Here is a 20,392-nt window from a genome sequence, read left to right as displayed (position 1 = left end):
TTACGAGAAGGCCACTCCCGGTTTCATGCCGAGCTTCTTGAAAATGATTGCTGCCGGACAAAAGCCGGTGACGGATGCCTGCATCAGGTTCAAGCCGACAAAGGCGTTGAGCAGATACCAGTAGGGCGAAACGTAAAACCCCAGCGCCAGGGACAAGAGCACCATGGCACCTGCAAACATCATGACTGCACGATCGACTGTCATCTGAGTCTCCTTGATCGGATCAGCCGCCCTGGGGTTTCACCAAAGCGCGGCTCTTGTTTCACATTTATGAATATATGAATACCACAGCTTTTCGCAGGCCCGTTTGACAAAACGCAAATGCCCGGGCCAATCGAGTCACAAAACGAAAAACCCGCGGAAGTGTCCTTCCGCGGGTTTCCTTTTCATTTCTTTCAGCTTGCCTCAGTTCAGGCGGCTGCGCTTTCGGAGCCTTCCACCTGGAACATCAGGCGGTCTGACCCAGCCGTGACATCCACCGTCTGGCCGTCGAGGATTTCGCCGGCAAGCAGCTTTTCGGCGAGAGGATCCTGAACGTCCTTCTGGATCACCCGTTTCAGCGGCCTCGCTCCATAGGCTGGGTCGTAGCCCTTCTGAGCCAGCCAACCGAGAGCGCCGTCGTCCAATTTCAGCGTGATCTTGCGATCGCTGAGGAGAGCCCGCAGGCGCTCCAGCTGGATCTTGACAATATCGGCCATCTGCGCCCGCTGCAGGCGATGGAACAGCACGATCTCATCGAGACGGTTCAGGAACTCCGGACGGAAATGACCCCGCACGGCGCTCATCACCTCGTCGCGAACCGCATCCGTATCCTGACCTTCCGGCTGGTTGACCAGATACTCGGCCCCCAGGTTCGAGGTCATGATGATCAGCGTGTTGCGGAAGTCGACCGTCCGGCCCTGACCATCGGTCAGCCGACCGTCGTCCAGAACCTGCAACAGCACGTTGAACACGTCGCTATGCGCCTTTTCGATTTCGTCGAAAAGCACGACCTGATACGGGCGCCGCCGAACGGCTTCCGTCAACGCACCACCTTCCTCGTATCCGACATAGCCGGGGGGCGCGCCGATCAGACGGGAAACGGAGTGCTTCTCCATGTATTCCGACATGTCGATCCGCACCATTGCGCTGTCGTCATCGAAGAGGAACGACGCAAGTGCCTTGGTCAGCTCGGTCTTGCCGACACCGGTCGGTCCGAGGAACATGAACGAGCCAATCGGCCTGTTCGGATCCTGCAGACCGGCACGCGCCCGGCGCACCGCAGTGGAAACCGCATGAATGGCTTCTGCCTGGCCAATGACCCGGTTCGCCAGCATGTCTTCCATCTGAAGCAGCTTTTCGCGCTCGCCTTCCAGCATCTTGTCGACCGGAATTCCGGTCCACTTCGAAACGACCTGGGCAATATGAGCCGGCGTCACGGCCTCATCGACCATGGCATCGGCATCCTCTGAAGCTTCCGCTTCGGCGAGTTTGCGCTCCAGCTCCGGAACCACGCCGTAGGCAAGCTCACCAGCCTTGGCCAGATCACCGCGACGCTGCGCGATCTCCAGGTCGATGCGGGCCTGTTCCAGCTGTTCCTTGATCTTCTGTTCAAGGTTCAGCTTTTCCTTCTCGCCCTGCCAGCGGTTGCTGAGTGCCTGCGACTTTTCTTCCAGATCCGTCAGCTCCTTCTCGAGCCTGGACAGGCGATCCTTTGAAGCTTCGTCGCTTTCTGCCTTCAGCGCCTCGCGCTCGATCTTGAGCTGGATGATCCGGCGATCCAGTTCGTCCAGTTCCTCCGGCTTGCTGTCGACCTGCATCCGCAGCCGGCTGGCGGCTTCGTCCACAAGATCGATCGCCTTGTCCGGCAGGAACCGGTCGGTGATGTAGCGGTTGGAAAGAGACGCTGCCGACACGATGGCACTGTCGGTGATACGGACCCCGTGATGGAGTTCGTACTTCTCCTTGATCCCGCGAAGGATCGAAACCGTGTCCTCGACCGTCGGCTCGCTCACGAACACCGGCTGGAACCGGCGCGCCAGAGCGGCGTCCTTTTCAACGTGCTTGCGGTATTCGTCCAGCGTTGTCGCACCGACACAGTGCAGCTCACCGCGCGCCAGAGCAGGTTTCAAGAGGTTCGAGGCATCCATGGCCCCATCCGCCTTGCCGGCTCCAACCAGCGTGTGCATCTCATCGATGAACAGGATTACCTTGCCCGCGGCCGCCTGGACTTCGGACAGAACACCCTTCAGGCGTTCCTCGAACTCACCCCGGTATTTCGCGCCGGCAATCAGCGAGCCCATGTCGAGCGCAAGAAGCTGCTTGTCCTTGAGCGATTCCGGCACATCGCCATTGACGATGCGCAGCGCAAGGCCCTCGGCAATCGCGGTCTTGCCGACCCCTGGCTCACCAATCAGAACCGGGTTGTTCTTGGTACGGCGCGACAGGACCTGAATGGTCCGGCGGATTTCCTCGTCACGGCCGATCACCGGGTCGAGTTTGCCTTCCCGGGCAACCTGGGTCAGATCCCGAGCGAATTTCTTCAGCGCGTCATACTGGTTTTCGGCAGTCGCGGTATCGGCCGTCCGGCCCTGGCGAAGCTGGTTGATTGCCTCGTTCAGTCCGTTTGGCGTAATGCCGTGCCGCTTCATCAGCTTGCCGGTTTCGCTGTCGCTGTCCATGGCAAGGGCGAGCAGAAGCCGCTCCACGGTGACGAAACTGTCTCCGGCCTTGTCGGCGATCTTCTCGGCCTGCTCGAACAGACGTGCGGTTGCCTGGCCCATGTAAAGCTGTCCGGACCCACCGGAAACTTTCGGCATCTTGTCCAGAAGGCCCTCAAGATCGCCCTTCAATGCCTTGGCGTTGCCGCCGGCACGGTCGATCAGGCCACTGGCCATGCCTTCGGGATCATCCAGAAGAACCTTCAGGATGTGTTCAGGTGCGAATTGCTGATGGCCCCGCCCCAAGGCAAAGGTCTGAGCGGACTGAACAAAACCGCGCGCACGCTCAGTGTATTTTTCAAAGTTCATAAGTTACCTCCTACCCGTCCGCACCACCCGAAGCGTGGGGAACGATCTGGAATACGGACCCCTGATACGGGCATCCGCACAGCCTTTTGCAGTGCTGCTCCTCTAATATAGTGTTGCATATTCACCACAAAAGCCCCTGCGGCATCTTATTCTGTGCCGTCCGGAACGGATGTCTGCAAGCCAAACAAAAAACGGCGCCCATCATGGACGCCGTTTTATCTGTTTCAGCTTTATCGAGGCTGACCATCTACCGGATCATTCTCCGGCAGGTGCCTCGGCCGGAGCCTCTTCAGCCGCCTTGGCACGACGCGGGCGTGCAACCCGGCGGCGCGGTTTCGGCTGATCCTCTTCGTCGGAACCGCCAGAAGCTTCAGCACCGTCCGCGGCTTCCGCCGTGGCCTGGCCTGCGTCAGCCTGATCACCGGAGGCCCGGCGCGGCGTGCGCGCACGAGGTGTCCGGGGGCGGCGGCGCGGCTTTTCGTCCGCTTCGTCGTCGCCGGCTTCGGCTTTCTCTGCCTTCTGGGAAGCGCCGTTGACCTTACCTTCCTGATCGATGACAGGCATGTCGTCGATGAAAGGCTGCGGGCTGTCGGCATCCATCAGGTCGTTGTCCGAGGAGGACACGTCCTGGGAAGACCGTTCTGCGCCATTGGAGTGGCCTGAGCCATTCGTTGCCGCGGCTTCGAAACCGTCTTCGGCTTCGTTGCGGGAAGAGGCATGCGCCATCGGCTGCTGTTGCGGCTGCGCGGCAGCCACAATGCGCAGATAGTGCTCCGCATGCTGGTTATAGTTCTCGGACATCACCCGGTCGCCGGATGCCTGGGCATCCCGTGCAAGCTGCTGGTACTTCTCTGCAACGTGCATCGCAGTACCGCGGATTTTCACATCAGGACCGTTTGATTCGTAAGTCCGGGTTAACGGATTTGGGCCCTTGCGGCCCCGTCCGCGCATACGCTTATTGCTTTGATTACCTGGTCTCATCCTGCCGTTTTCTCTTAAGGAACGGCGGTCAGCTTGACGCTGACCCAACATCGGAATTGCCTAAAACCGACACGAAATACCTGCCGAAACCAACAATGCTGGTTAGCGGCTGTCATTGAAAACATACGCAGCGCGCTAAAGGCCGATGGCCAACGCGATTGTCTTTTTCTTCGACAGTCCGAAACACCGGATAGTCCGATTTGCAACGGTTTCCAAAACGCTGAAGTTGCGCCGGTTCCCAGCTGCCGGATGCGCATGCCCCGCTAAACGCTGATAACATTTCCGGTCTCGGCAAGAGGAACGTACCCGTTTCCGTTGCGATTTCCAAGTGCTTTTTCGCCTTTGGATCAAATCCGCAAAATTAGAGCCTGCGCCCCACCACAACACGGTCGTTTCCGGAAAGATCTTTAATGATTTCAATCTCTACAAAGCCATGATGACGCAGCTGTTTTTCCAGATCCTCTCCTTGATCGAAGCCGATTTCGAGAGCGATCCAACCGCCCGGGCGCAGCAGCTTCACAGCATCCGCGACGATACGAACATAGGCTGTCAGGCCGTCCTCACCGCCATCAAGAGCAAGCTTCGGGTCATGCTGAATCACTTCGCGCGACAGTTCGGCGAGGACAGCGCTGCGGATATAGGGCGGGTTGCTGACAACCCAGTCGAAGCCGCTTTCCGGCCGCAGCGCAGAGGTATAGTCCGCCCGCACGGGAAGAAACCGGTCTTCCACGCCGTGCAGAGAGGCGTTGCCTGCAGCACATTCAAGCGCCTGTTCCGACAGGTCCACCGCGATCATCCGGCTTCGGGGCAACTCGGCCAGCAACGTGACGGCGATCGCTCCCGTACCCGTGCCGATATCGCAGATAAACGGCGCTTCTTCAGGAGCACATCTTTCAAGCACGGCATCGATCAGGGTTTCAGTGTCCGGCCGGGGCTCCAGCGTTGCCTCGTTCAAATGAAATCGCCGGCCGTAGAAATCCCGTTCTCCAAGTATCCGGCCGACGGGCATCCCATCCAGGCGTTTTTGCGCATGGGCCTCTGCAAGTTCGGCCGCACCAGGTGCTGCCTCTTCCTGTTCTCGAAAGACAAGATCCGACAGGGGCAGCTCGAGCGCCGCGCTGACCAGAAGCCTTGCATCCAGTTCCGGTGTCGGCAAACCGGCCACCCGAAACCGGTCGCGCACGGACCGGTAAAGCTGGCCGATGGTCACCTCAGGCCTCTTCGGTTGCCAGAAGATTGGCCTGGTGGTCCAGGATCAACGGCTCGATGACTTCGCCGAGCGCTTCCCCCGAAAGGATCTGCTCCAGCTTGTAGAGCGTCAAACCGATACGATGATCTGTTACGCGACCCTGCGGGTAGTTGTAGGTGCGGATCCGCTCGGACCGATCGCCGGACCCGACCTGCAACCGCCGGGCTTCGGTCCGCTCGCTCGCAGCCCGCTCGCGCTCCTCGTCATAGATGCGCGCCCGCAGAAGCTGCATGGCTCGCGCCTTGTTCTTGTGCTGCGAGCGTTCGTCCTGAACGGCAACGACGATACCCGTCGGCAAGTGCGTGATGCGCACTGCAGAATCGGTCGTGTTGACGTGCTGCCCACCTGCGCCGGATGCGCGATAGGTGTCGATCCTCAAGTCGCTCTCCTGAACGTCGATATCGACGTCCTCCGCCTGAGGCAGCACGGCAACGGTTGCCGCCGACGTATGAATACGTCCGCCCGACTCGGTTGCGGGCACCCGTTGCACCCGGTGAACACCGGACTCGAATTTCATCTTGGCAAAAACGTTGTCGCCGGAAACGGACGCGATCACTTCCTTGTAGCCGCCGACTTCACCTTCGCTGGCAGACAGGATTTCCACCTTCCAGCCCTGAAGTTCGGCATAACGCTGGTACATGCGGAAGAGATCACCGGCAAAGAGAGCCGCCTCGTCGCCGCCGGTCCCTGCCCGCACTTCCAGGATGGCATCGTTGGAGTCCGCCTCGTCCTTCGGCAACAGCCCGATGCGTACATCCTGGGCCAGTTCTTCGACGCGCTCTTCCAGCTCGTCGCGCTCCATTTCGGCAAGTTCGCGCATTTCCGCGTCGGAGGACGGATCCTGCAACAGTGACTTTGCACCGGCCAGATCCTGTTCCGCCTTGATCAACGCACGGATTTTGCCGACCAACGGCTCCAGTCCGGCATATTCCCGCGACAGCTTTACATAAGCGCCCGGATCCGGATTGGCGGACATCATGTGTTCGAGTTCAGCGAACCGGTCCAGCAGGGTATCAAGTTTGTGACGCGCCAGCATACGCGCTGATTCTCCAGAAATTATCGCTTTGACGGTGAGTTACGCCCGTTAGCGCTAAAGGGCAACATCGGTTTCGGCGGCAAAGCGCTTCAACACTTCCCGTATGTTGCTGTCATCGTGTCCCGGCTCCAGTCGCGGCAGCAACCTGGCGGACAGGCGGCCTGCATCAAGGGTCCGAAGCATGGCTTTCACCGGCCCAAGAGACGCGGGCGACATGGAAAGGTCCCTGAAGCCCAGGCCTATCAACGCCATGCCTTCAAGTGGACGGCCAGCGAGCTCTCCGCAAAGGGTCACGGGCACATGAGCCTTATTTGCGGCATCCACGATGGATTTCAAGGCCCGGAGGAAGCCGACACCCAATGTGTCGAACCTGTCGGCAACACGCGTGTTGCCCCGGTCGACGGCGCAGAAGAACTGGAACAGATCGTTGGAACCGACAGACACGAAGTCGACATGGCTCATCAACTCTTCCAGTTGGAACAGCAGCGAAGGCACTTCCACCATCACGCCCAGACGGATGTTTTCCGGCGTGGCGTGACCATGGCGGCGCAGGTGTTTGACTTCCTTGTCCACCAGCGATTTGGCCTGCAGGAATTCATCGACCACGGCAACCATCGGGAACATCAATTTCAGGTCCCGCCCGGCGGCCGCATGCAGCAAGGCCCGGATCTGGGTTCTGAGCAGGCCCGGCCGATCAAGGCCGAGGCGCAGTGCGCGCCAGCCCATCGCCGGGTTTTCCTCCTGGATCGAGCGCAGGTACGGCAGCACCTTGTCACCGCCGATATCGAGCGACCGGAACGTTACCGGCCGGCCCGCCGCCGCATCGAGAACCTGGCTGTACTGGGACTGCTGCTCCCGCATGCGCGGGAAAGAAGACGCCACCATGAACTGCAGTTCGGTGCGGAACAGGCCTACCCCGGCCGCACCAGCCTCATCCAGGTGCGGCAGGTCGACCAGAAGACCCGCATTCATCTGAAGCGAGATGTCGACACCGTCCCGCGTGACGGACGGCTTGTTGCGCAGGCGCCGGTACTGGGCCTGTCGCCGCGCACGGAAGCGGACTTTTTCCGCATAGGCGTTTTCCAGATCGACGGCCGGGCGCAAGTGCACTTCGCCGGTGTCGCCATCCACGATGATCGCGTCGCCGCCATCGGCCAGGCTGACGATATCATCCACGAGTCCGACCGTCGGGATGCCGAGCGCCCTGGCAACGATGGTCACGTGGCTTGTCGGGCCGCCTTCTTCCAGCACAAGGCCGCGAATGCGGTCGCGGCCGTAGTCCAGCAGTTCTGCGGCACCCATGTTGCGGCCAACGACGATCGCATCCTGGGGCAGTTCATCCAGACCCGGGCCGTGTTCGCGGCCCATGAGTTCGCGGATAAGCCTGTGGGCAAGGTCGTCGAGGTCGTGCAGGCGCTCACGCAGATACGGATCGGTCTGGCGCAGCATCCGGGCGCGCGTGTCGCTCTGGACCTTTTCGACGGCAGCCTCGGCGGTCAGGCCGTTGCGGATCGCTTCCTCGATCTTCCGGATCCAGCCGCGGTCGTAAGCGAACATGCGGTAGGCTTCCAGCACCTCGCGGTGCTCGCCGATGGCCGCTATTTCTCCGCTGGCCAGCAGATCGTCGATCGAAAGCCGCAGCCGGTTGATGGCAGCTTCCAGACGCCCCTTTTCCCGGTCCGTATCTTCCGCGATCAGGTTCGTGACGACGACACGCGGTTCATGCAGCACTACATGACCGAGGCCGACACCTTCGGCAAGACCAACACCGTTGGAGGTGATCGGCCGGGAAAGATCCAGACCGGTGGCTTTCTGGGAAATGGCTTCCAGTTCGCCGGCGGCCACCATTTCGGCGATCACCATGGCCGTCGTCTGCAGCGCTTCGACTTCGTCTTCCAGATAGGTCCGGTGAGACTTGTTCTGGACGACAAGAACGCCAAGCGTGCGGCCGGCTCTCAGGATCGGCACACCGAGGAAGGAATTATAGGCCTCTTCACCCGTTTCCGGCAGATAGGCAAAGCCCGGGTGGGCACTGGCGTTGGGCAGGTTCAGCGGCCGGGCTTCGGCCGCGATCAGGCCGACAAGACCCTGGCCGACGCGCAGCGAGGCATTGTGGACCGCTTCGCTCTTCAGACCTTCGGTCGCATAGAGTTCGAGAACACCATCGGCGCGCAGGATATAAACGGAACAGACTTCCGCGACGACGTTCGAGGCGATCAACACCACGATCTTGTCGAGTCGCTCCTGCGCCGTGATCGGCTCCGCCATGACTTCGCGAAGCCGGCGGAGCAGAAGGCGCGGTCCGGCTAGGTTGCTGCGCATAGCGCCCCCGTTGATCCCGCTTCAAACAGGCCCCTTTTCTACAGGGGCCTGCCTCCCGGATGAACTATCCGTCCAACCCGTATAGCGAATGCAGAGTCCGCACCGCAAGTTCTGCATATGCTGAATCAATAAGCACAGAGATCTTGATCTCGGATGTGGTGATGGCCCGGATGTTGATACCCTTGGACGCGAGGCCGCGGAAACACTGGGCCGCGATGCCTGCATGCGAGCGCATGCCGATGCCGATGACGGAGACTTTCACCACGTCACGGGCGCCTTCAAGGTTCTGGAAACCGATGACGCCGCGATTGTCTTCCAGCACCTTGTTGGCGCGTTCGAAATCGCCTTCGGGAACCGTAAAGGTGATGTCGGTGGTCTTGCCATCCGGCGAAATGTTCTGGACGATCATGTCGACGTTGATGTTGGCATCCGCCAGCGGACCGAACACGGATTCGGCGACACCCGGCTTGTCGGCAACGTCACGAAGAGAGATCTGGGCTTCGTCCTTGGCATAGGCAATGCCGGTGACAACCTGCTGTTCCACGAGTTCATCCTCGTCGCAAATAAGAGTTCCAATCGGAAGGCCGTTCTCGCCGACCTGGGGCGCATCCGGATCGTCAAAGCTGGAGCGCACGAATGTTCTGACGCCATGGACCATGGCCATTTCCACGGAGCGCACCTGGAGCACCTTGGCGCCGAGCGAGGCCATTTCGAGCATTTCCTCGAAAGACACCCGGTCAAGACGCCGCGCCTTGGGTACGATGCGCGGATCGGTGGTGTAGACGCCGTCGACATCGGTATAGATATCACAGCGGTCGGCCTTGATGGCAGCGGCGATGGCAACGGCGCTGGTGTCGGACCCGCCGCGACCCAGGGTCGCGATCCGGTTGTCCGGCGCCACACCCTGGAAGCCCGCGAGCACAGCCACCTGGCCCTGCTCGAGACGCTCGCTCAGGAAGCTGCCCTCGATATCGCGGATGCGGGCCGCACCGTGGTTCTCGTCGGTCTTGATCGGCACCTGCCAGCCTTGCCACGACCGGGCGTTGACGCCCATGTCCTGCAGCACGATGGCCAGGAGACCGGACGTCACCTGCTCGCCGGAAGCAACCACGGCATCATATTCGCGGGCATCGTGGAGCGGTGATGCCTCACGGCAAAACTCCACCAGCTTGTTGGTCTGTCCGGCCATGGCCGAAACTACCACCGCGACCTGATGGCCGGCGTCCACTTCCCGTTTGACATGGCGGGCGACGTTACGGATGCGATCGAGATCGGCAACCGAAGTCCCGCCAAATTTTAAAACCAGTCGGGCCATACCACTCGTATTCTTTATAGTCGTGTCTGGAAGCGCTGTTGCGCCTCTGGGATCGGCGCACATGCATACAGGCTGCGTTCCTTTGCTGCAACTGGGTGTCTTGACAAATAGTCTCAGACCTTGGAACGACTTCGAACCGTTGAATGACCAGGCGAAGCGCCAAACCGCTTCACGCTCTTGAAAGGACCGTCCGATGACTGGCAGGGCTCAGGAAACCAGAAGCACGATCGACAGCGAGGAAGTCGCGCGCTTTTCCGCCATGGCAGAAGAGTGGTGGGACCCGACGGGCAAGTTCAAGCCCTTGCACAAGTTCAGCCCGGTGCGGCTGGGTTACATCAAGGAACATGTCTGCCGGCATTTCGGCCGCGACCCGAAGACCACGGACGCGTTCAAGGGGCTGCGCTGCCTCGATATCGGCTGTGGCGGCGGCCTGTTGAGCGAACCGATGGCACGTCTCGGTGCCGATGTGGTCGGCGCGGACCCGTCCGAAACCAACATCGAGATCGCCCGCCTTCACATGAAGACCTCCGGCCTCGAAATCGACTACAGGGCAGAAACAGCGGAAGCATTGGCAGCGGCGGGGGAGACCTTCGACGTTGTGTTCAACATGGAAGTGGTCGAGCACGTCGCCGACGTACCTCTGTTCCTGGAGGCCACCGCGCAAATGGTCCGTCCGGGTGGGCTGATGTTCGTCGCGACCATCAATCGCACGCTGAAAGCCTATGCACTTGCCATCGTCGGCGCCGAATACGTCCTGCGCTGGTTGCCGAAGGGCACACATTCCTACGAAAAGCTGGTCCGCCCTTCCGAAATCGAAGGCCCGCTTCAGACCGCCGGGCTCACCATGATCGACCGTTGCGGCGTCACCTACAATCCGCTGACAGACACCTGGGCCAGATCGCGCGACATGGACGTGAACTACATGCTGCTGGCGGAACGGACGAAAGACAGCTGATGAGCGATCCGATCCTGTTCGTACCGGGCCTTCTGTGTACCGAAGCGCTCTACGCCCCGCAGATAGTTGCCTTTGCCGACCGCCCGATCATGGTGGCAAACCACCGCGAACACGACAGCATCAAGGCGATCGCCGCCAGCATCCTGGAAAAAGCACCGGAGCGGTTTTCCCTTATCGCGTTGTCCATGGGCGGCTATGTCGCCATGGAAATCATGCGCGAAGCGCCGGAGCGGGTCGGCAAGCTTGCCCTTCTGGACACCAACTCCCGGCCGGATACGCCCGACCAGTCGGAGCGCCGGCAGTTCCTCATCGACCTGACCCGCAAGAAGGCCTTTTCCAAGGTTCCCCACCTCCTTTACCCCGGGTTCGTTCATGAAAAGCGCGAGGAAGACGAAGAGCTGAAGGCAATCGTCGTCGAGATGGCGCAGGAAACCGGGCCCGAGGCCTTCATCCGCCAGCAGACCGCGCTTATCAACCGCATCGATTCCCGCCCCCGTCTCGGCGAAATCGCATGCCCCACGCTTGTGCTGGTCGGTGATGGCGACCGGCTCACACCGGTTGAAATCTCGCAGGAAATCCACGACCACATCCCCCAAAGCGAATTGGCGGTGATCCAAGGCAGCGGCCACCTGTCGCCTCTCGAAGCCCCTGAAAAGGTAACGGCGACACTGCGCGATTTTCTCAATCGCCCTTAATCCCGCAAATCGGCTGCACAAACCTGCGGCACAAATGCCTTTTACGTAAGAATCGGTATGCGATTTGATCCGTGTCAAAGCTTGGCCTTGATGCAAAGGTACAGTTACGTCACCTTTGGAGCGGGGTCCTGCGCTGGCAATGACAGAATGCGCAGGTCCGGGGACGGCAAGCCGGCGAAGAACGCCATGGCCAGCCGCAGGACGTCACACGAACAACCGGAGGATCTTTCATGCCGACGAAAAGCAATACAGGTGCCTTCGACTTCAGCGCCATGATGGCCGAATGGCCCAAGCTGCCGGAATGGCCGGCACCAACCGAATGGCCAATGCCTGCCTTTTCCAACTGGGCGTTTGCCGAGCGCGAAGACCGAATTGAAGCCAAGGCCATCGCAAGTTTCCAGAAAGTGGGCAAGACCATGTGGTCCCATGCCGAAAAGGCGTTTGATGACCACATGAATTTCGTCAGCCACCGGCTGCACCAGGACATGGAATGCGCCAAGTCCCTCAGCCAGTGCGCCGCGCCGGAAGAAACCATGGCAACCCTGCAGGATTTCTATTCCAGAATGGCGAGCGAATATCAGGACCATTTCGAAAAGCAGGCTGCCCTCTTCCGCGACAGCTTTTCAGAAAGCGCTGCCGTGGTTGAAGAGCTCAATGAAACGGCGATGGAAAGCGTCAACGAGATGAGCAAGGCTGCAGAAGAAAGCCTGGAAGAAACCAAGGCTGCGCTGAAACCGGCGCAGGCGCGGCGCAAGCCGGCTTCAGCGAAACCCTGACATCCTCGCCAGACCGGCCCTACACCGTTTAACCTGCTTCATCCACCCGGGCTGAAGCAGGTTTTCATTTTGGCTGTCACGAAAAAATTCCAGGCGCCTGGCTCCACCGGCACCCGGTTAATCCGCGGCGAAACTGCACAATTCGGAAGCCAGGAAGACGCCTGCGCCCCAAACAGATCAGCAAAGCGCGCTTTGAAGGGCCCGCTTACGTCCGTTTGAGCAGCGTCCGGGCCGTTTCCACGGCAATCTGCAACCGCTTGGGGTTGGACGGCTTCGGAATGACTTCAGCCCCTCCGTAGCGATTCTTCAGGTCCACCTTGTCCGTATTACCGGTATGAAAGATGATCGGCACTTGCTGAGCATGCAGCGTGTCGGCCAGCGGATAGACAACGCCATCGGCCAGATCGACATCCAGAAGTGCCAACTCTGGCGGCTCGGAAGACACGCAGGAACGTGCCTCGGCAACGGTCGCGAATGGCCCGACAACCTGCAAGCCCATGCCAGACAGGATATCTTCCAGCATCCAGGCGATCAGCGGCTCATCTTCCGCCACCATTACACGTATCGTATCGGGCATGTTCATCTCAGTCATCGACATCGGGAACCTCGGCACAGCATCATGATTATAAATGTTTGTTTCAATATTCAACACCGACAACCCGAAAAAGTTCCCAAGTCGATGTAAATTTTAAATATCCAAAATAATTAACAATGATTAACACTACGTAAGAAATTTCTTGGAACAATCCCACTACATAAACGCAATATATCTTCTTTTACGTTATCTTCATCTGAGACTACCGAAAGAGAAACGCCTCTTTCCCGGCAAACTAAACTTCCAGTGAAACGGCTGAGAAATCGCAACAGCAGGGAAATTGCAGAGGCCGGCAACCCGGGCGCGAAGCTCCCGCCCCTTTCCTGGGTACGCTCCGAACTTCACGCTGAAAGCCGCCTGAACTCAGTTCTTGTCGTCAGGCAGTTCAGGAAGTGCGAACACCTGGATGCCCTCGTCAAGCAATGCCTCGACATCCTTGGGCGTTGTCTCGCCATAGATGCTGCGTTCTTCAGCTTCGCCATAGTGGATCTTGCGGGCTTCCGCCGCAAAATTCTGACCGACGTTTTCCGAACTTTCGACGATACGCGCACGCACCAGCCGAAGAGCTTCGAGGATTTCCTTCTGCTGCACATCCTGCGGCAACAGGGCGGACGGGCGCATTTCGGTCGAGGCAGCTGCCGTCGGCGCATCGGCCTTGTTGGCAGCGGCTGCGGCCACCGACTGCATTTCCGCCTGCGCGGCACCGACAAGCGCTTCCCGCTTGCGTGCGGTTGAAACTGCCGGCGCCATCAAACCTTTCTGAACGCTGGTTGCTCCGCAGATCGGGCAGACAACCAGTTTTCGCGCACACTGCGCGTCGAAATCATCGGAATTGCGGAACCAGCCTTCGAAGGAATGTGCACTGTCGCAAACGAGCGTGTATTTGATCACGCCGAAATCTCCTTCAGGCCATCCGCGTGACAGCAGACGAAATCCCGCTCGTTGGCGATCGCAGGGATGCGCGCCCGCGCATCGGCAACCTTCTGGGTGTCGATCTCGGCGAGAGCGTAGCCGGGATCATCATTGTCTATCTCGGCGATCACGGCACCCCAGGGGTCGACAATCAGGCTGTGACCATAGGTTTCACGCCCGTCTTCATGCGTGCCACCCTGTGCAGCCGAAATCACGTAGGCACCATTTTCAATGGCGCGGGAGCGCTGCAGTACGTGCCAATGCGCCTGCCCGGTCTGGCGGGTAAAGGCTGCCGGCCCCGTCAGAACCTGTGCACCCTGACGAGCCTGGGTCCGGAAAATTGCCGGAAATCTTATATCGTAACAGACAGCCATGCCGACCTTGGCAAAGGGCAGATCCGCGATGACCGTCTGTGTTCCAGGTTCATAGGTTGCGGACTCGCGCCAGCTTTCGCCATTTGGCAGGTCCACGTCGAACATGTGGATCTTGTCGTAGGTCGCAAGGATCTTGCCGTCAGGCCCGATCAGAAAGGCACGGTTGGCGACCTTGCCGTTGCCGGCAAGCACGGCCAGAGACCCCAGATGCAGATAGATGCCCAACTCGGCTGCAAGCGCACGCGCTCTTTTCAGGAACAGGTCGTCTTCGGCATCGGAAATCCGCTCCAGCAGTTCTTCGCGGCTGCGTACCAGAACATTGGACATTTCAGGCGTTTGAACGAATTGCGCGCCATCCTTTGCCGCTGCCCGGATCAGGCTTTCCGCAGCATCGGCGTTGTCCGAAATCGTCTTGCCGCTGCGCAGCTGAATGCATGCTGCCGTGAATGAGGTCATCCGACCGCTGTCTCCGTCCTGGTAGGTAAGGTTGTTCGTTCAGTAAATCAGGACGCGAGCAGTGCGTCCAGTTTACCCGCACGTTCCAGATCGTGAAGATCGTCGCAGCCGCCCACATGGGTTTTGCCGACGAAGACCTGCGGGAAGGTTGAATGACCATTGGCCTTCTGCACCATTTCCTTGCGCAGGCCTGGATCGAACGTGGCATCGTGTTCCGTGTAGGCGACGCCTTTCTTGTCCAGCAGCCGCTTGGCCGCCGTGCAGAAGCCGCAGAGCTGGCGCGTATAGATCACCACTTCAGCCATCAGGTTTTTTCCTTGCTTTTTGGCAGCTGCACGCTTTTTCCCGCACCGCCGCACACCAAATCCGGGCGTTATATGCGAGCGCGCGGCGAAAACTCAAGAGGAAGCCTGTCGGGATCAGGTCGTGTTGCCCGAGCGCAAAGCAGGGTCGACTTGCGCGAATGTGAGCACGTCGACGGAAGCTGCCCCTGAAGAAAGCAGGCATTTACAGCAGGCCGACACCGTTGAGCCGGTCGTCAGCACATCATCGATCAACACAACGTGACGCCCCTGAACCAGATCGGCCCGGCCACCATCGACCTTGAAAGCCGAGTGGACATTCTTGTGGCGGTCCTTGGCTGACAGGCCAACTTGCCGGCGTGTACGCTTTTGCCGCCTGAGGACCTGCGGTTCGAACTGACCACCGCATTCGCGGGCAACTTCCTTCGCCAGATCTGCCGCCTGGTTGAACCGGCGCTGCAGCAGTCGCATCCAGTGCAGCGGCACCGGCACCAGCAGGCTGTCGCTGCTCAGAAGTTCGCTGCCGGAACGCGCCATCCAGCGTGCCATCGGACGGGCAAGTTCCCGCCGCCCGGAAAACTTCAGTGCATGCACCATCTGCCGGGCAGGACCATCATAAAAGGCCACCGCCCGCAACCTGTCGAAGACAGGTGGCGAGGCGATCGCCTGCGGACTCCAGGCACCGTCACCGACATCATAGGAGAAAGGAATACCGAGCCGCTGACACCAGGGCCGCTCCAGGAACGGCATCCGGGACCAGCATTCCGCGCACAATCCTGTCTGCTCGGACACCCGCGCATCGCAGCTGAAGCAGCGCTGCGGCAGCACGAAATCGAGCGCAAATCGCGCCGCGACTTCCGGCAGGCCGGCAATGTTCATCGCAAGGCTTCGCAAAACCGCTCCCCAATGGCACCCGACAGGAATAATTCTTCAAACTGAGGAATACCTTGGCACTGAAAACACAAATCTGGCCAGCCCAAACAAGCAGGAACCGGCCTGAACTTTCTGGAAGCCTGCTCCGCAAGCCGCCTGGCGCGACCCTTGCGCCTTTGACCTTGGCGGGCGGATACCATATGTGACCGCGATAAGTTCGATGACAACCGGGATTGCCGTGACCGCACAACCAGATCTCTTCGACCGCTCCTTCTTCCGCACCTGCCGCCTGCGGGCGCTGATGGCTGCAAAACCGGGTGCGGACTTTCTGCTGAAAGCCGTCAGCGAAGATCTGCAGGACCGCCTTCTGCTGGTCAATCGGCGGTTTCCGGTTGCTGTCGATCTCGGTGGGCACTGCGCTCACGTGAGCGAAGCAATCCGGCAGTCCGGCAAGGCTGACCTCGTGTTGCGCGCAGATCTGTTTGCTGCCGACCCGAGCCTTGCTGCACCCGACCTTGTCTTCGATGACGCCCTGATCCCCTTTGGCGACCAGTCGGTGGATCTGATCGTCTCCGCTCTCAACCTCCAATTCGTCAACGACCTGCCGGGCACACTGGTACAGCTCCGCCGTGCCTTGAAACCGGACGGCCTTTTTCTGGCAACCTTGCCCGGAGCCGGCACCTTGAGCGAACTGCGCGACAGCCTCACGCGGGCTGAGCTGGAAGTAAAAGGCGGTGCGGCTGCAAGGGTGTTGCCGTTTGCCGACACGCGCGACCTCGGCAGCCTGCTTCAAAGGGCAGGCTTTGCGCTGCCGGTCACCGATCTGGACACTCTGACGGTGCGCTACGACACGATGTTCGCACTGTTGGCGGATCTCAGGGCCATGGGTGCAACATCCGTGTTGAAAGACCGCAGCAGAAAGCCGCTGTCTCGACAGGTACTGCTGCGTGCGGCCGAACTTTATGCGCAGAACCACGCCGATGCGGACGGCAGGATCCGGGCGACATTTTCACTGGTAACCCTGTCGGGCTGGGCGCCGCATGAAAGCCAGCAGAAACCATTGCGCCCAGGCTCGGCCAAGACACGGCTCGCAGACGCGCTTGGCGTTCAGGAACGGAAAATAGGCGACTAGGCGTAGCCTAACGGCCCGGATCAGCTGGAACCGAGCACACCTTGCAGAGCAGTCGAAATTGTTCCGAAGATATCGGTGCGCATGGCAGTACCGATAGCGGTCATGGCGACCAGGACGACAATGCTTATGAAACCGACAATCAGGCCGTATTCAATCATGGTCGCGCCGTGCTCGTCATCTCCGAAAGCTCTTCCCCGGCGAAAGGCGTGCAACATGCGGTCTGCGACGGTTTGAAATCGAAACGGCATGTGCCCCCCGGGGGTTTGAACAAACGGGCTTAGACGGCATCCAGGAGATGGGGTATCAGAGGTTCATCAGCGGCAGGCATCGGATAATCCCTCAGCCTGACAGCCCGCACCCATTTCAACGCCTGGCCTTCCTTGCCGAGTGGAGTTCCATTCCACCTGCGGCAAATGAACAATGGCATAAGTAGGTGAAAATCTTCGTAAGAGTGGCTGGCAAAAGTAAGTGGCGCCAGACACGCTTCGTTAACTTCAATGCCGAGCTCTTCCTCCAGCTCGCGTATCAGCGTCTCCTCGGGACGCTCGCCTTGCTCGACCTTGCCGCCGGGGAATTCCCACAGTCCGGCCATGGATTTGCCTTCGGGCCGTTGCGCCAGAAGAATGCGGCCATCCGCATCCACAAGGGCGCAAGCGGCGACGAGCACGATCTTGGTCATTGGCAAATTGTCCAATCCTGAAACGCTGAATTAACGCGCGGTTAAGCACGTTTGCGGGCAGTACCGTCAGAACTGCTAGGGATACTCAGCTCCGGTAGTCGCCATTAATGGCGACATATTCCTTGGTGAGATCACAGGTCCACACCGCCGCCTGGCCACTGCCGAGACCGAGATCGACCCGGATGACAATGTCTTCCTGCTCCATAACGGCAGAAGCCGCCGCTTCGCTGTAGTCTGGATCGCGTTCACCTTCCACGGCCACCCGCACATCACCGAACCAGATGGCCAGCTTGTCGCGGTCGGCCGGCTCACCAGCCTTGCCGACAGCCATGACGACGCGGCCCCAATTGGCGTCTTCGCCGGCGATTGCCGTCTTGACCAGCGGCGAATTGGCAATCGACAGCGCGATCCGCTTTGCGGACCCATCGCTTTCGGCACCTTCAACCCGCACTTCCACGAATTTGCGTGCGCCTTCGCCGTCGCGGACGATCTGATGGGAAAGGTCCAGCATGACGTCGCCAAGAGCGGCCCTCAGCACATCGACGCGCGGATCATCGAGCGAGGCAACGCTCTCCACGCCCTTTTTGCCGGCTGCACCGGTCGCGAACAGAAGAACCGTATCGGAGGTGGACGTATCGCTGTCGACGGTCACCGCGTTAAAGCTGCCGTCGACTTCCCCGCTGAGCAGAGCCTGGAGAACTGACGGCGCGATCGGAGCGTCGGTATAGATGAACGACAGCATGGTGGCCATGTCCGGCGCAATCATCCCTGCGCCCTTGGCAATGCCGTTGATCGTCACGGTAACACCATCCAGTTCAACGCTTGCAGTGGAGACCTTCGGATAGGTGTCAGTGGTCATGATCGCCTTGGCGGCATCCAGCCAGCTCGCGCTGCCCTGGTTGGCCTTCAATTCTCCGATGACACCGGAAAACTTGTCCGCCGGAAGCGGTTCGCCGATCACGCCGGTTGATGCCAGGAAGATTTCACCTTCGCTGCAGCCAAGCTCCCTGGAGACGATTTCGGCAGACAGTTCAACAGCTGCCTTGCCCTTCTTGCCGGTAAAGGCATTGGCATTGCCGGAATTGACCAGGAGCGCGCGGGCCTTGCCGCCACCGACCCGAGCCTTGCACCAGTCAACCGGCGCGGAAGAACACTTGGAACGGGTGAAAACCCCTGCGACGGCCGTTCCCTCGGCAACCGTTGCCAGCAGGACGTCGGTCCGGCCCTTGTACTTGATCCCGGCAGAGGCGGTCGCGAACTGAACACCCTCGATCTCCGGCATCTCGGGATAGGACTTGGGTGCAAGGGGAGATACGGTGGTCGACATCAAGGCGGTCCCGGTCAGATGATACAAAGTTCCGGATCAACGGGCGCTCAATCGAGATCGTTTGACCGTCCGGACATTGATCCATTCAAATGCGTGCGAACACCTTGTCAGCGCTCGCCTGAACACTGGATGCTCTTGCCGTAAGCATGGGACAAAGGCAAGCCTTTTCAAGCCCTTTCGGGCGTGGTGCACAAGGGCTGCAAAAAAGCCCGGCAGTCAGACTGCCGGGCTTTCTGGTTTCAGGCAGCGTTTGCCTTATTCGGTCTTGGCCGCACCGTCTTCGGCTGCAGCACCTTCTTCTTCGGACTTGGCCAGGGCTTCATCGAGGATTTCGACTGCAACCTGATCCTTCAGCTCGGCCATGCGGGCGTCATAGCGCTCGCGCATCAGCTGCTGGCGCAGACCATTTGCGACTTCCTCGAACGCCGGCTTTTCCTGACGACGCTTGTCTTCAAGCTTGATCACGTGCCAGCCGAACTGGGTTTCGACAGGCTCCTTGGTATAGGTGCCCGGCTCCAGCGCAAAAGCCGCGGCCTCGAACGGCGGAACCATCTGACCCTTGACGAAGTATCCCAGGCTGCCGCCATTGGGACCGGACGGACCAGTAGATTTTTCACGAGCCAGTTCAGCGAAGTCCGCGCCACCGTCCAGTTCGGCAATAAGGGCTTCAGCTTCAGCCTTTTCCTTCACCAGGATGTGACGGGCGTTGATTTCTTCCGGACCTTCGAAGTCGGCGAATTCCTTGTCGTATGCCGCCTGAACCTCTTCGTCGGTCACTGCACCGTCGATTTTCTGGGCAAGGTAAGCGTTCCGCAAGGCACGCAGTTTCAGGAAGTCGAGCTGGCGCTCGAAGTCCGGATCCTTGTCCAGGCCATCTTCACGAGCGGCATGCGCCATCAGTTCCATGTCGACCATGACGTCCAGAAGAAGCTTGCGCCACTGTGCCGGCGGGAACCGCTGCAATTCCTTGCCGAGGTCCTGCGCAGCAAAGGCGAGATCGGCTTCGGTGATTTCCGTGTCGCCAACTTTCGCGACCACATCGTCCGGTTCTGCAGCGGACAGAACGGTGGATCCGAGCGACAGCGCCAGGAGAGAAACGGCAAGCGCCTGAGCCGGCCTGCGCATCGAAATTCGGAACATGAGTAGTCCTTTACGTATCGGAACAGTAATCTTTCTTTCCCCTGTCTTGCAGGGGCGTGGCTACATTGCGCATTCCTGCGGCGTTGACAAGCATTCAGCCCCCTCTTATCTGTCGGGCGTCCTGGCCGTAGCGCCGGGAAGGCATCTTTTCGGCCGCGAATGCCGGCCAGCGCTCTGCGCCAGGCGGCAACGTGGACAGCAATTGAGACGATTTCATGGGCAGGCGCCTCTTTGCCAGTTGGCGCCGCCCGGTAGGGAAGGACCG

20 protein-coding genes are annotated in these 20,392 nt (G+C 59.9%); 4 read left to right on the top strand and 16 right to left on the bottom strand.

What is annotated here, in order from left to right:
* The 7 genes from ACYQ6M_RS26140 to ACYQ6M_RS26110 form a co-directional block, all read right to left on the bottom strand.
* Positions 1–204 (bottom strand): YgaP family membrane protein, encoded by a 204-nt coding sequence (locus ACYQ6M_RS26140; protein WP_152505406.1) that lies wholly within the window; start codon positions 202–204, stop codon positions 1–3.
* A gap of 206 nt (positions 205–410) precedes the next feature.
* Positions 411–3,008, bottom strand: coding sequence for an ATP-dependent chaperone ClpB (gene clpB, locus ACYQ6M_RS26135; protein WP_023002993.1), 2,598 nt, complete (start codon positions 3,006–3,008; stop codon positions 411–413).
* Positions 3,009–3,263: 255 nt separating this feature from the next.
* Positions 3,264–3,959, bottom strand: a complete 696-nt coding sequence (locus ACYQ6M_RS26130) for a DUF4167 domain-containing protein (RefSeq protein WP_139314266.1) — start codon at positions 3,957–3,959, stop codon at positions 3,264–3,266.
* Between the two features lie 391 nt (positions 3,960–4,350).
* Entirely contained in the window at positions 4,351–5,199 is an 849-nt protein-coding gene (prmC, locus tag ACYQ6M_RS26125) for a peptide chain release factor N(5)-glutamine methyltransferase (protein ID WP_447239056.1), read from the bottom strand.
* Position 5,200: 1 nt separating this feature from the next.
* On the bottom strand, positions 5,201–6,274 hold the full coding sequence (gene prfA, locus ACYQ6M_RS26120; RefSeq protein ID WP_055659594.1) for a peptide chain release factor 1: 1,074 nt from the start codon (positions 6,272–6,274) through the stop codon (positions 5,201–5,203).
* 54 nt (positions 6,275–6,328) lie between these two features.
* Complete coding sequence (gene ptsP, locus ACYQ6M_RS26115) at positions 6,329–8,596, bottom strand: phosphoenolpyruvate--protein phosphotransferase (RefSeq protein WP_460076438.1); 2,268 nt, start codon at positions 8,594–8,596, stop codon at positions 6,329–6,331.
* Positions 8,597–8,660: 64 nt separating this feature from the next.
* Positions 8,661–9,911: an aspartate kinase gene (locus tag ACYQ6M_RS26110; RefSeq protein WP_460076436.1), complete on the bottom strand. Its 1,251-nt coding sequence runs from the start codon at positions 9,909–9,911 to the stop codon at positions 8,661–8,663.
* Between the two features lie 193 nt (positions 9,912–10,104).
* Here ACYQ6M_RS26110 and ubiG point away from each other — a divergent pair, with 193 nt between their 5' ends.
* The 3 genes from ubiG (at position 10,105) to ACYQ6M_RS26095 (ending at position 12,337) form a co-directional block, all read left to right on the top strand.
* A complete protein-coding gene (ubiG, locus tag ACYQ6M_RS26105; RefSeq protein ID WP_460076433.1) occupies positions 10,105–10,866 on the top strand; it encodes a bifunctional 2-polyprenyl-6-hydroxyphenol methylase/3-demethylubiquinol 3-O-methyltransferase UbiG in 762 nt (253 codons plus the stop codon).
* A complete protein-coding gene (locus tag ACYQ6M_RS26100) occupies positions 10,866–11,561 on the top strand; it encodes an alpha/beta fold hydrolase (protein WP_460076430.1) in 696 nt (231 codons plus the stop codon). Before ubiG ends, ACYQ6M_RS26100 begins: the two co-directional genes overlap by 1 nt.
* A gap of 230 nt (positions 11,562–11,791) precedes the next feature.
* Entirely contained in the window at positions 11,792–12,337 is a 546-nt protein-coding gene (locus ACYQ6M_RS26095) for a hypothetical protein (protein ID WP_023002985.1), read from the top strand.
* Positions 12,338–12,542: 205 nt separating this feature from the next.
* On the opposite strand, the gene ACYQ6M_RS26090 is transcribed toward ACYQ6M_RS26095, so the two are convergent.
* The 5 genes from ACYQ6M_RS26090 to ACYQ6M_RS26070 form a co-directional block, all read right to left on the bottom strand.
* Positions 12,543–12,914: a response regulator gene (locus ACYQ6M_RS26090; RefSeq protein WP_460076427.1), complete on the bottom strand. Its 372-nt coding sequence runs from the start codon at positions 12,912–12,914 to the stop codon at positions 12,543–12,545.
* A 381-nt stretch (positions 12,915–13,295) separates the two neighbouring features.
* Positions 13,296–13,823, bottom strand: a complete 528-nt coding sequence (locus ACYQ6M_RS26085; RefSeq protein WP_023002983.1) for a DUF1178 family protein — start codon at positions 13,821–13,823, stop codon at positions 13,296–13,298.
* Positions 13,820–14,674 (bottom strand): carbon-nitrogen hydrolase family protein, encoded by an 855-nt coding sequence (locus ACYQ6M_RS26080; RefSeq protein WP_460076424.1) that lies wholly within the window; start codon positions 14,672–14,674, stop codon positions 13,820–13,822. The genes ACYQ6M_RS26085 and ACYQ6M_RS26080 overlap by 4 nt, the downstream gene beginning before the upstream one ends.
* A 47-nt stretch (positions 14,675–14,721) precedes the next feature.
* Complete coding sequence (gene grxC, locus ACYQ6M_RS26075; RefSeq protein ID WP_006932400.1) at positions 14,722–14,979, bottom strand: glutaredoxin 3; 258 nt, start codon at positions 14,977–14,979, stop codon at positions 14,722–14,724.
* Between the two features lie 114 nt (positions 14,980–15,093).
* The gene (locus tag ACYQ6M_RS26070; protein ID WP_460076422.1) at positions 15,094–15,855 is read right to left on the bottom strand and encodes a ComF family protein; all 762 of its coding nucleotides are present in this window, start codon (positions 15,853–15,855) and stop codon (positions 15,094–15,096) included.
* Between the two features lie 214 nt (positions 15,856–16,069).
* Here ACYQ6M_RS26070 and ACYQ6M_RS26065 point away from each other — a divergent pair, with 214 nt between their 5' ends.
* Complete coding sequence (locus ACYQ6M_RS26065) at positions 16,070–16,981, top strand: methyltransferase domain-containing protein (RefSeq protein WP_460076460.1); 912 nt, start codon at positions 16,070–16,072, stop codon at positions 16,979–16,981.
* A gap of 20 nt (positions 16,982–17,001) precedes the next feature.
* Here the strand turns inward: ACYQ6M_RS26065 and ACYQ6M_RS26060 are convergent, their stop codons facing one another.
* The 4 genes from ACYQ6M_RS26060 to ACYQ6M_RS26045 form a co-directional block, all read right to left on the bottom strand.
* Positions 17,002–17,196, bottom strand: coding sequence for a Flp family type IVb pilin (locus ACYQ6M_RS26060; protein ID WP_460076419.1), 195 nt, complete (start codon positions 17,194–17,196; stop codon positions 17,002–17,004).
* 62 nt (positions 17,197–17,258) lie between these two features.
* Positions 17,259–17,660: an 8-oxo-dGTP diphosphatase MutT gene (mutT, locus tag ACYQ6M_RS26055; protein WP_055659610.1), complete on the bottom strand. Its 402-nt coding sequence runs from the start codon at positions 17,658–17,660 to the stop codon at positions 17,259–17,261.
* Positions 17,661–17,745: 85 nt separating this feature from the next.
* A complete protein-coding gene (gene argJ, locus ACYQ6M_RS26050) occupies positions 17,746–18,987 on the bottom strand; it encodes a bifunctional glutamate N-acetyltransferase/amino-acid acetyltransferase ArgJ (protein WP_075284199.1) in 1,242 nt (413 codons plus the stop codon).
* Between the two features lie 255 nt (positions 18,988–19,242).
* Positions 19,243–20,127 carry a peptidylprolyl isomerase gene (locus ACYQ6M_RS26045; protein ID WP_051990069.1) on the bottom strand — a complete coding sequence of 295 codons (885 nt, stop codon included), beginning with the start codon at positions 20,125–20,127 and terminating at the stop codon, positions 19,243–19,245.
* Between the last annotated feature and the right edge of the window lie 265 nt (positions 20,128–20,392).

This window comes from Roseibium sp. ROS1 (assembly GCF_054658215.1).
Note: the sequence above shows the minus strand (reverse complement) of the source record. Positions and strands in the feature narration are given on the sequence as shown.

Bases quoted from the DNA above. Each gene is read 5' to 3' on its own strand.
- prfA (WP_055659594.1), bottom strand. From the start codon at position 6,274: ATGCTGGCGCGTCACAAACTTGATACCCTGCTGGACCGGTTCGCTGAA.
- ACYQ6M_RS26140 (WP_152505406.1), bottom strand. From the start codon at position 204: ATGACAGTCGATCGTGCAGTCATGATGTTTGCAGGTGCCATGGTGCTC.
- ACYQ6M_RS26130 (WP_139314266.1), bottom strand. From the start codon at position 3,959: ATGCGCGGACGGGGCCGCAAGGGCCCAAATCCGTTAACCCGGACTTAC.
- argJ (WP_075284199.1), bottom strand. From the start codon at position 18,987: ATGTCGACCACCGTATCTCCCCTTGCACCCAAGTCCTATCCCGAGATG.
- clpB (WP_023002993.1), bottom strand. From the start codon at position 3,008: ATGAACTTTGAAAAATACACTGAGCGTGCGCGCGGTTTTGTTCAGTCC.
- ACYQ6M_RS26065 (WP_460076460.1), top strand. From the start codon at position 16,070: ATGACAACCGGGATTGCCGTGACCGCACAACCAGATCTCTTCGACCGC.
- ACYQ6M_RS26100 (WP_460076430.1), top strand. From the start codon at position 10,866: ATGAGCGATCCGATCCTGTTCGTACCGGGCCTTCTGTGTACCGAAGCG.
- ACYQ6M_RS26110 (WP_460076436.1), bottom strand. From the start codon at position 9,911: ATGGCCCGACTGGTTTTAAAATTTGGCGGGACTTCGGTTGCCGATCTC.
- ACYQ6M_RS26095 (WP_023002985.1), top strand. From the start codon at position 11,792: ATGCCGACGAAAAGCAATACAGGTGCCTTCGACTTCAGCGCCATGATG.
- ptsP (WP_460076438.1), bottom strand. From the start codon at position 8,596: ATGCGCAGCAACCTAGCCGGACCGCGCCTTCTGCTCCGCCGGCTTCGC.
- ACYQ6M_RS26080 (WP_460076424.1), bottom strand. From the start codon at position 14,674: ATGACCTCATTCACGGCAGCATGCATTCAGCTGCGCAGCGGCAAGACG.
- ACYQ6M_RS26045 (WP_051990069.1), bottom strand. From the start codon at position 20,127: ATGTTCCGAATTTCGATGCGCAGGCCGGCTCAGGCGCTTGCCGTTTCT.
- ACYQ6M_RS26090 (WP_460076427.1), bottom strand. From the start codon at position 12,914: ATGCCCGATACGATACGTGTAATGGTGGCGGAAGATGAGCCGCTGATC.
- grxC (WP_006932400.1), bottom strand. From the start codon at position 14,979: ATGGCTGAAGTGGTGATCTATACGCGCCAGCTCTGCGGCTTCTGCACG.
- ACYQ6M_RS26070 (WP_460076422.1), bottom strand. From the start codon at position 15,855: ATGAACATTGCCGGCCTGCCGGAAGTCGCGGCGCGATTTGCGCTCGAT.
- ACYQ6M_RS26060 (WP_460076419.1), bottom strand. From the start codon at position 17,196: ATGTTGCACGCCTTTCGCCGGGGAAGAGCTTTCGGAGATGACGAGCAC.
- ubiG (WP_460076433.1), top strand. From the start codon at position 10,105: ATGACTGGCAGGGCTCAGGAAACCAGAAGCACGATCGACAGCGAGGAA.
- mutT (WP_055659610.1), bottom strand. From the start codon at position 17,660: ATGACCAAGATCGTGCTCGTCGCCGCTTGCGCCCTTGTGGATGCGGAT.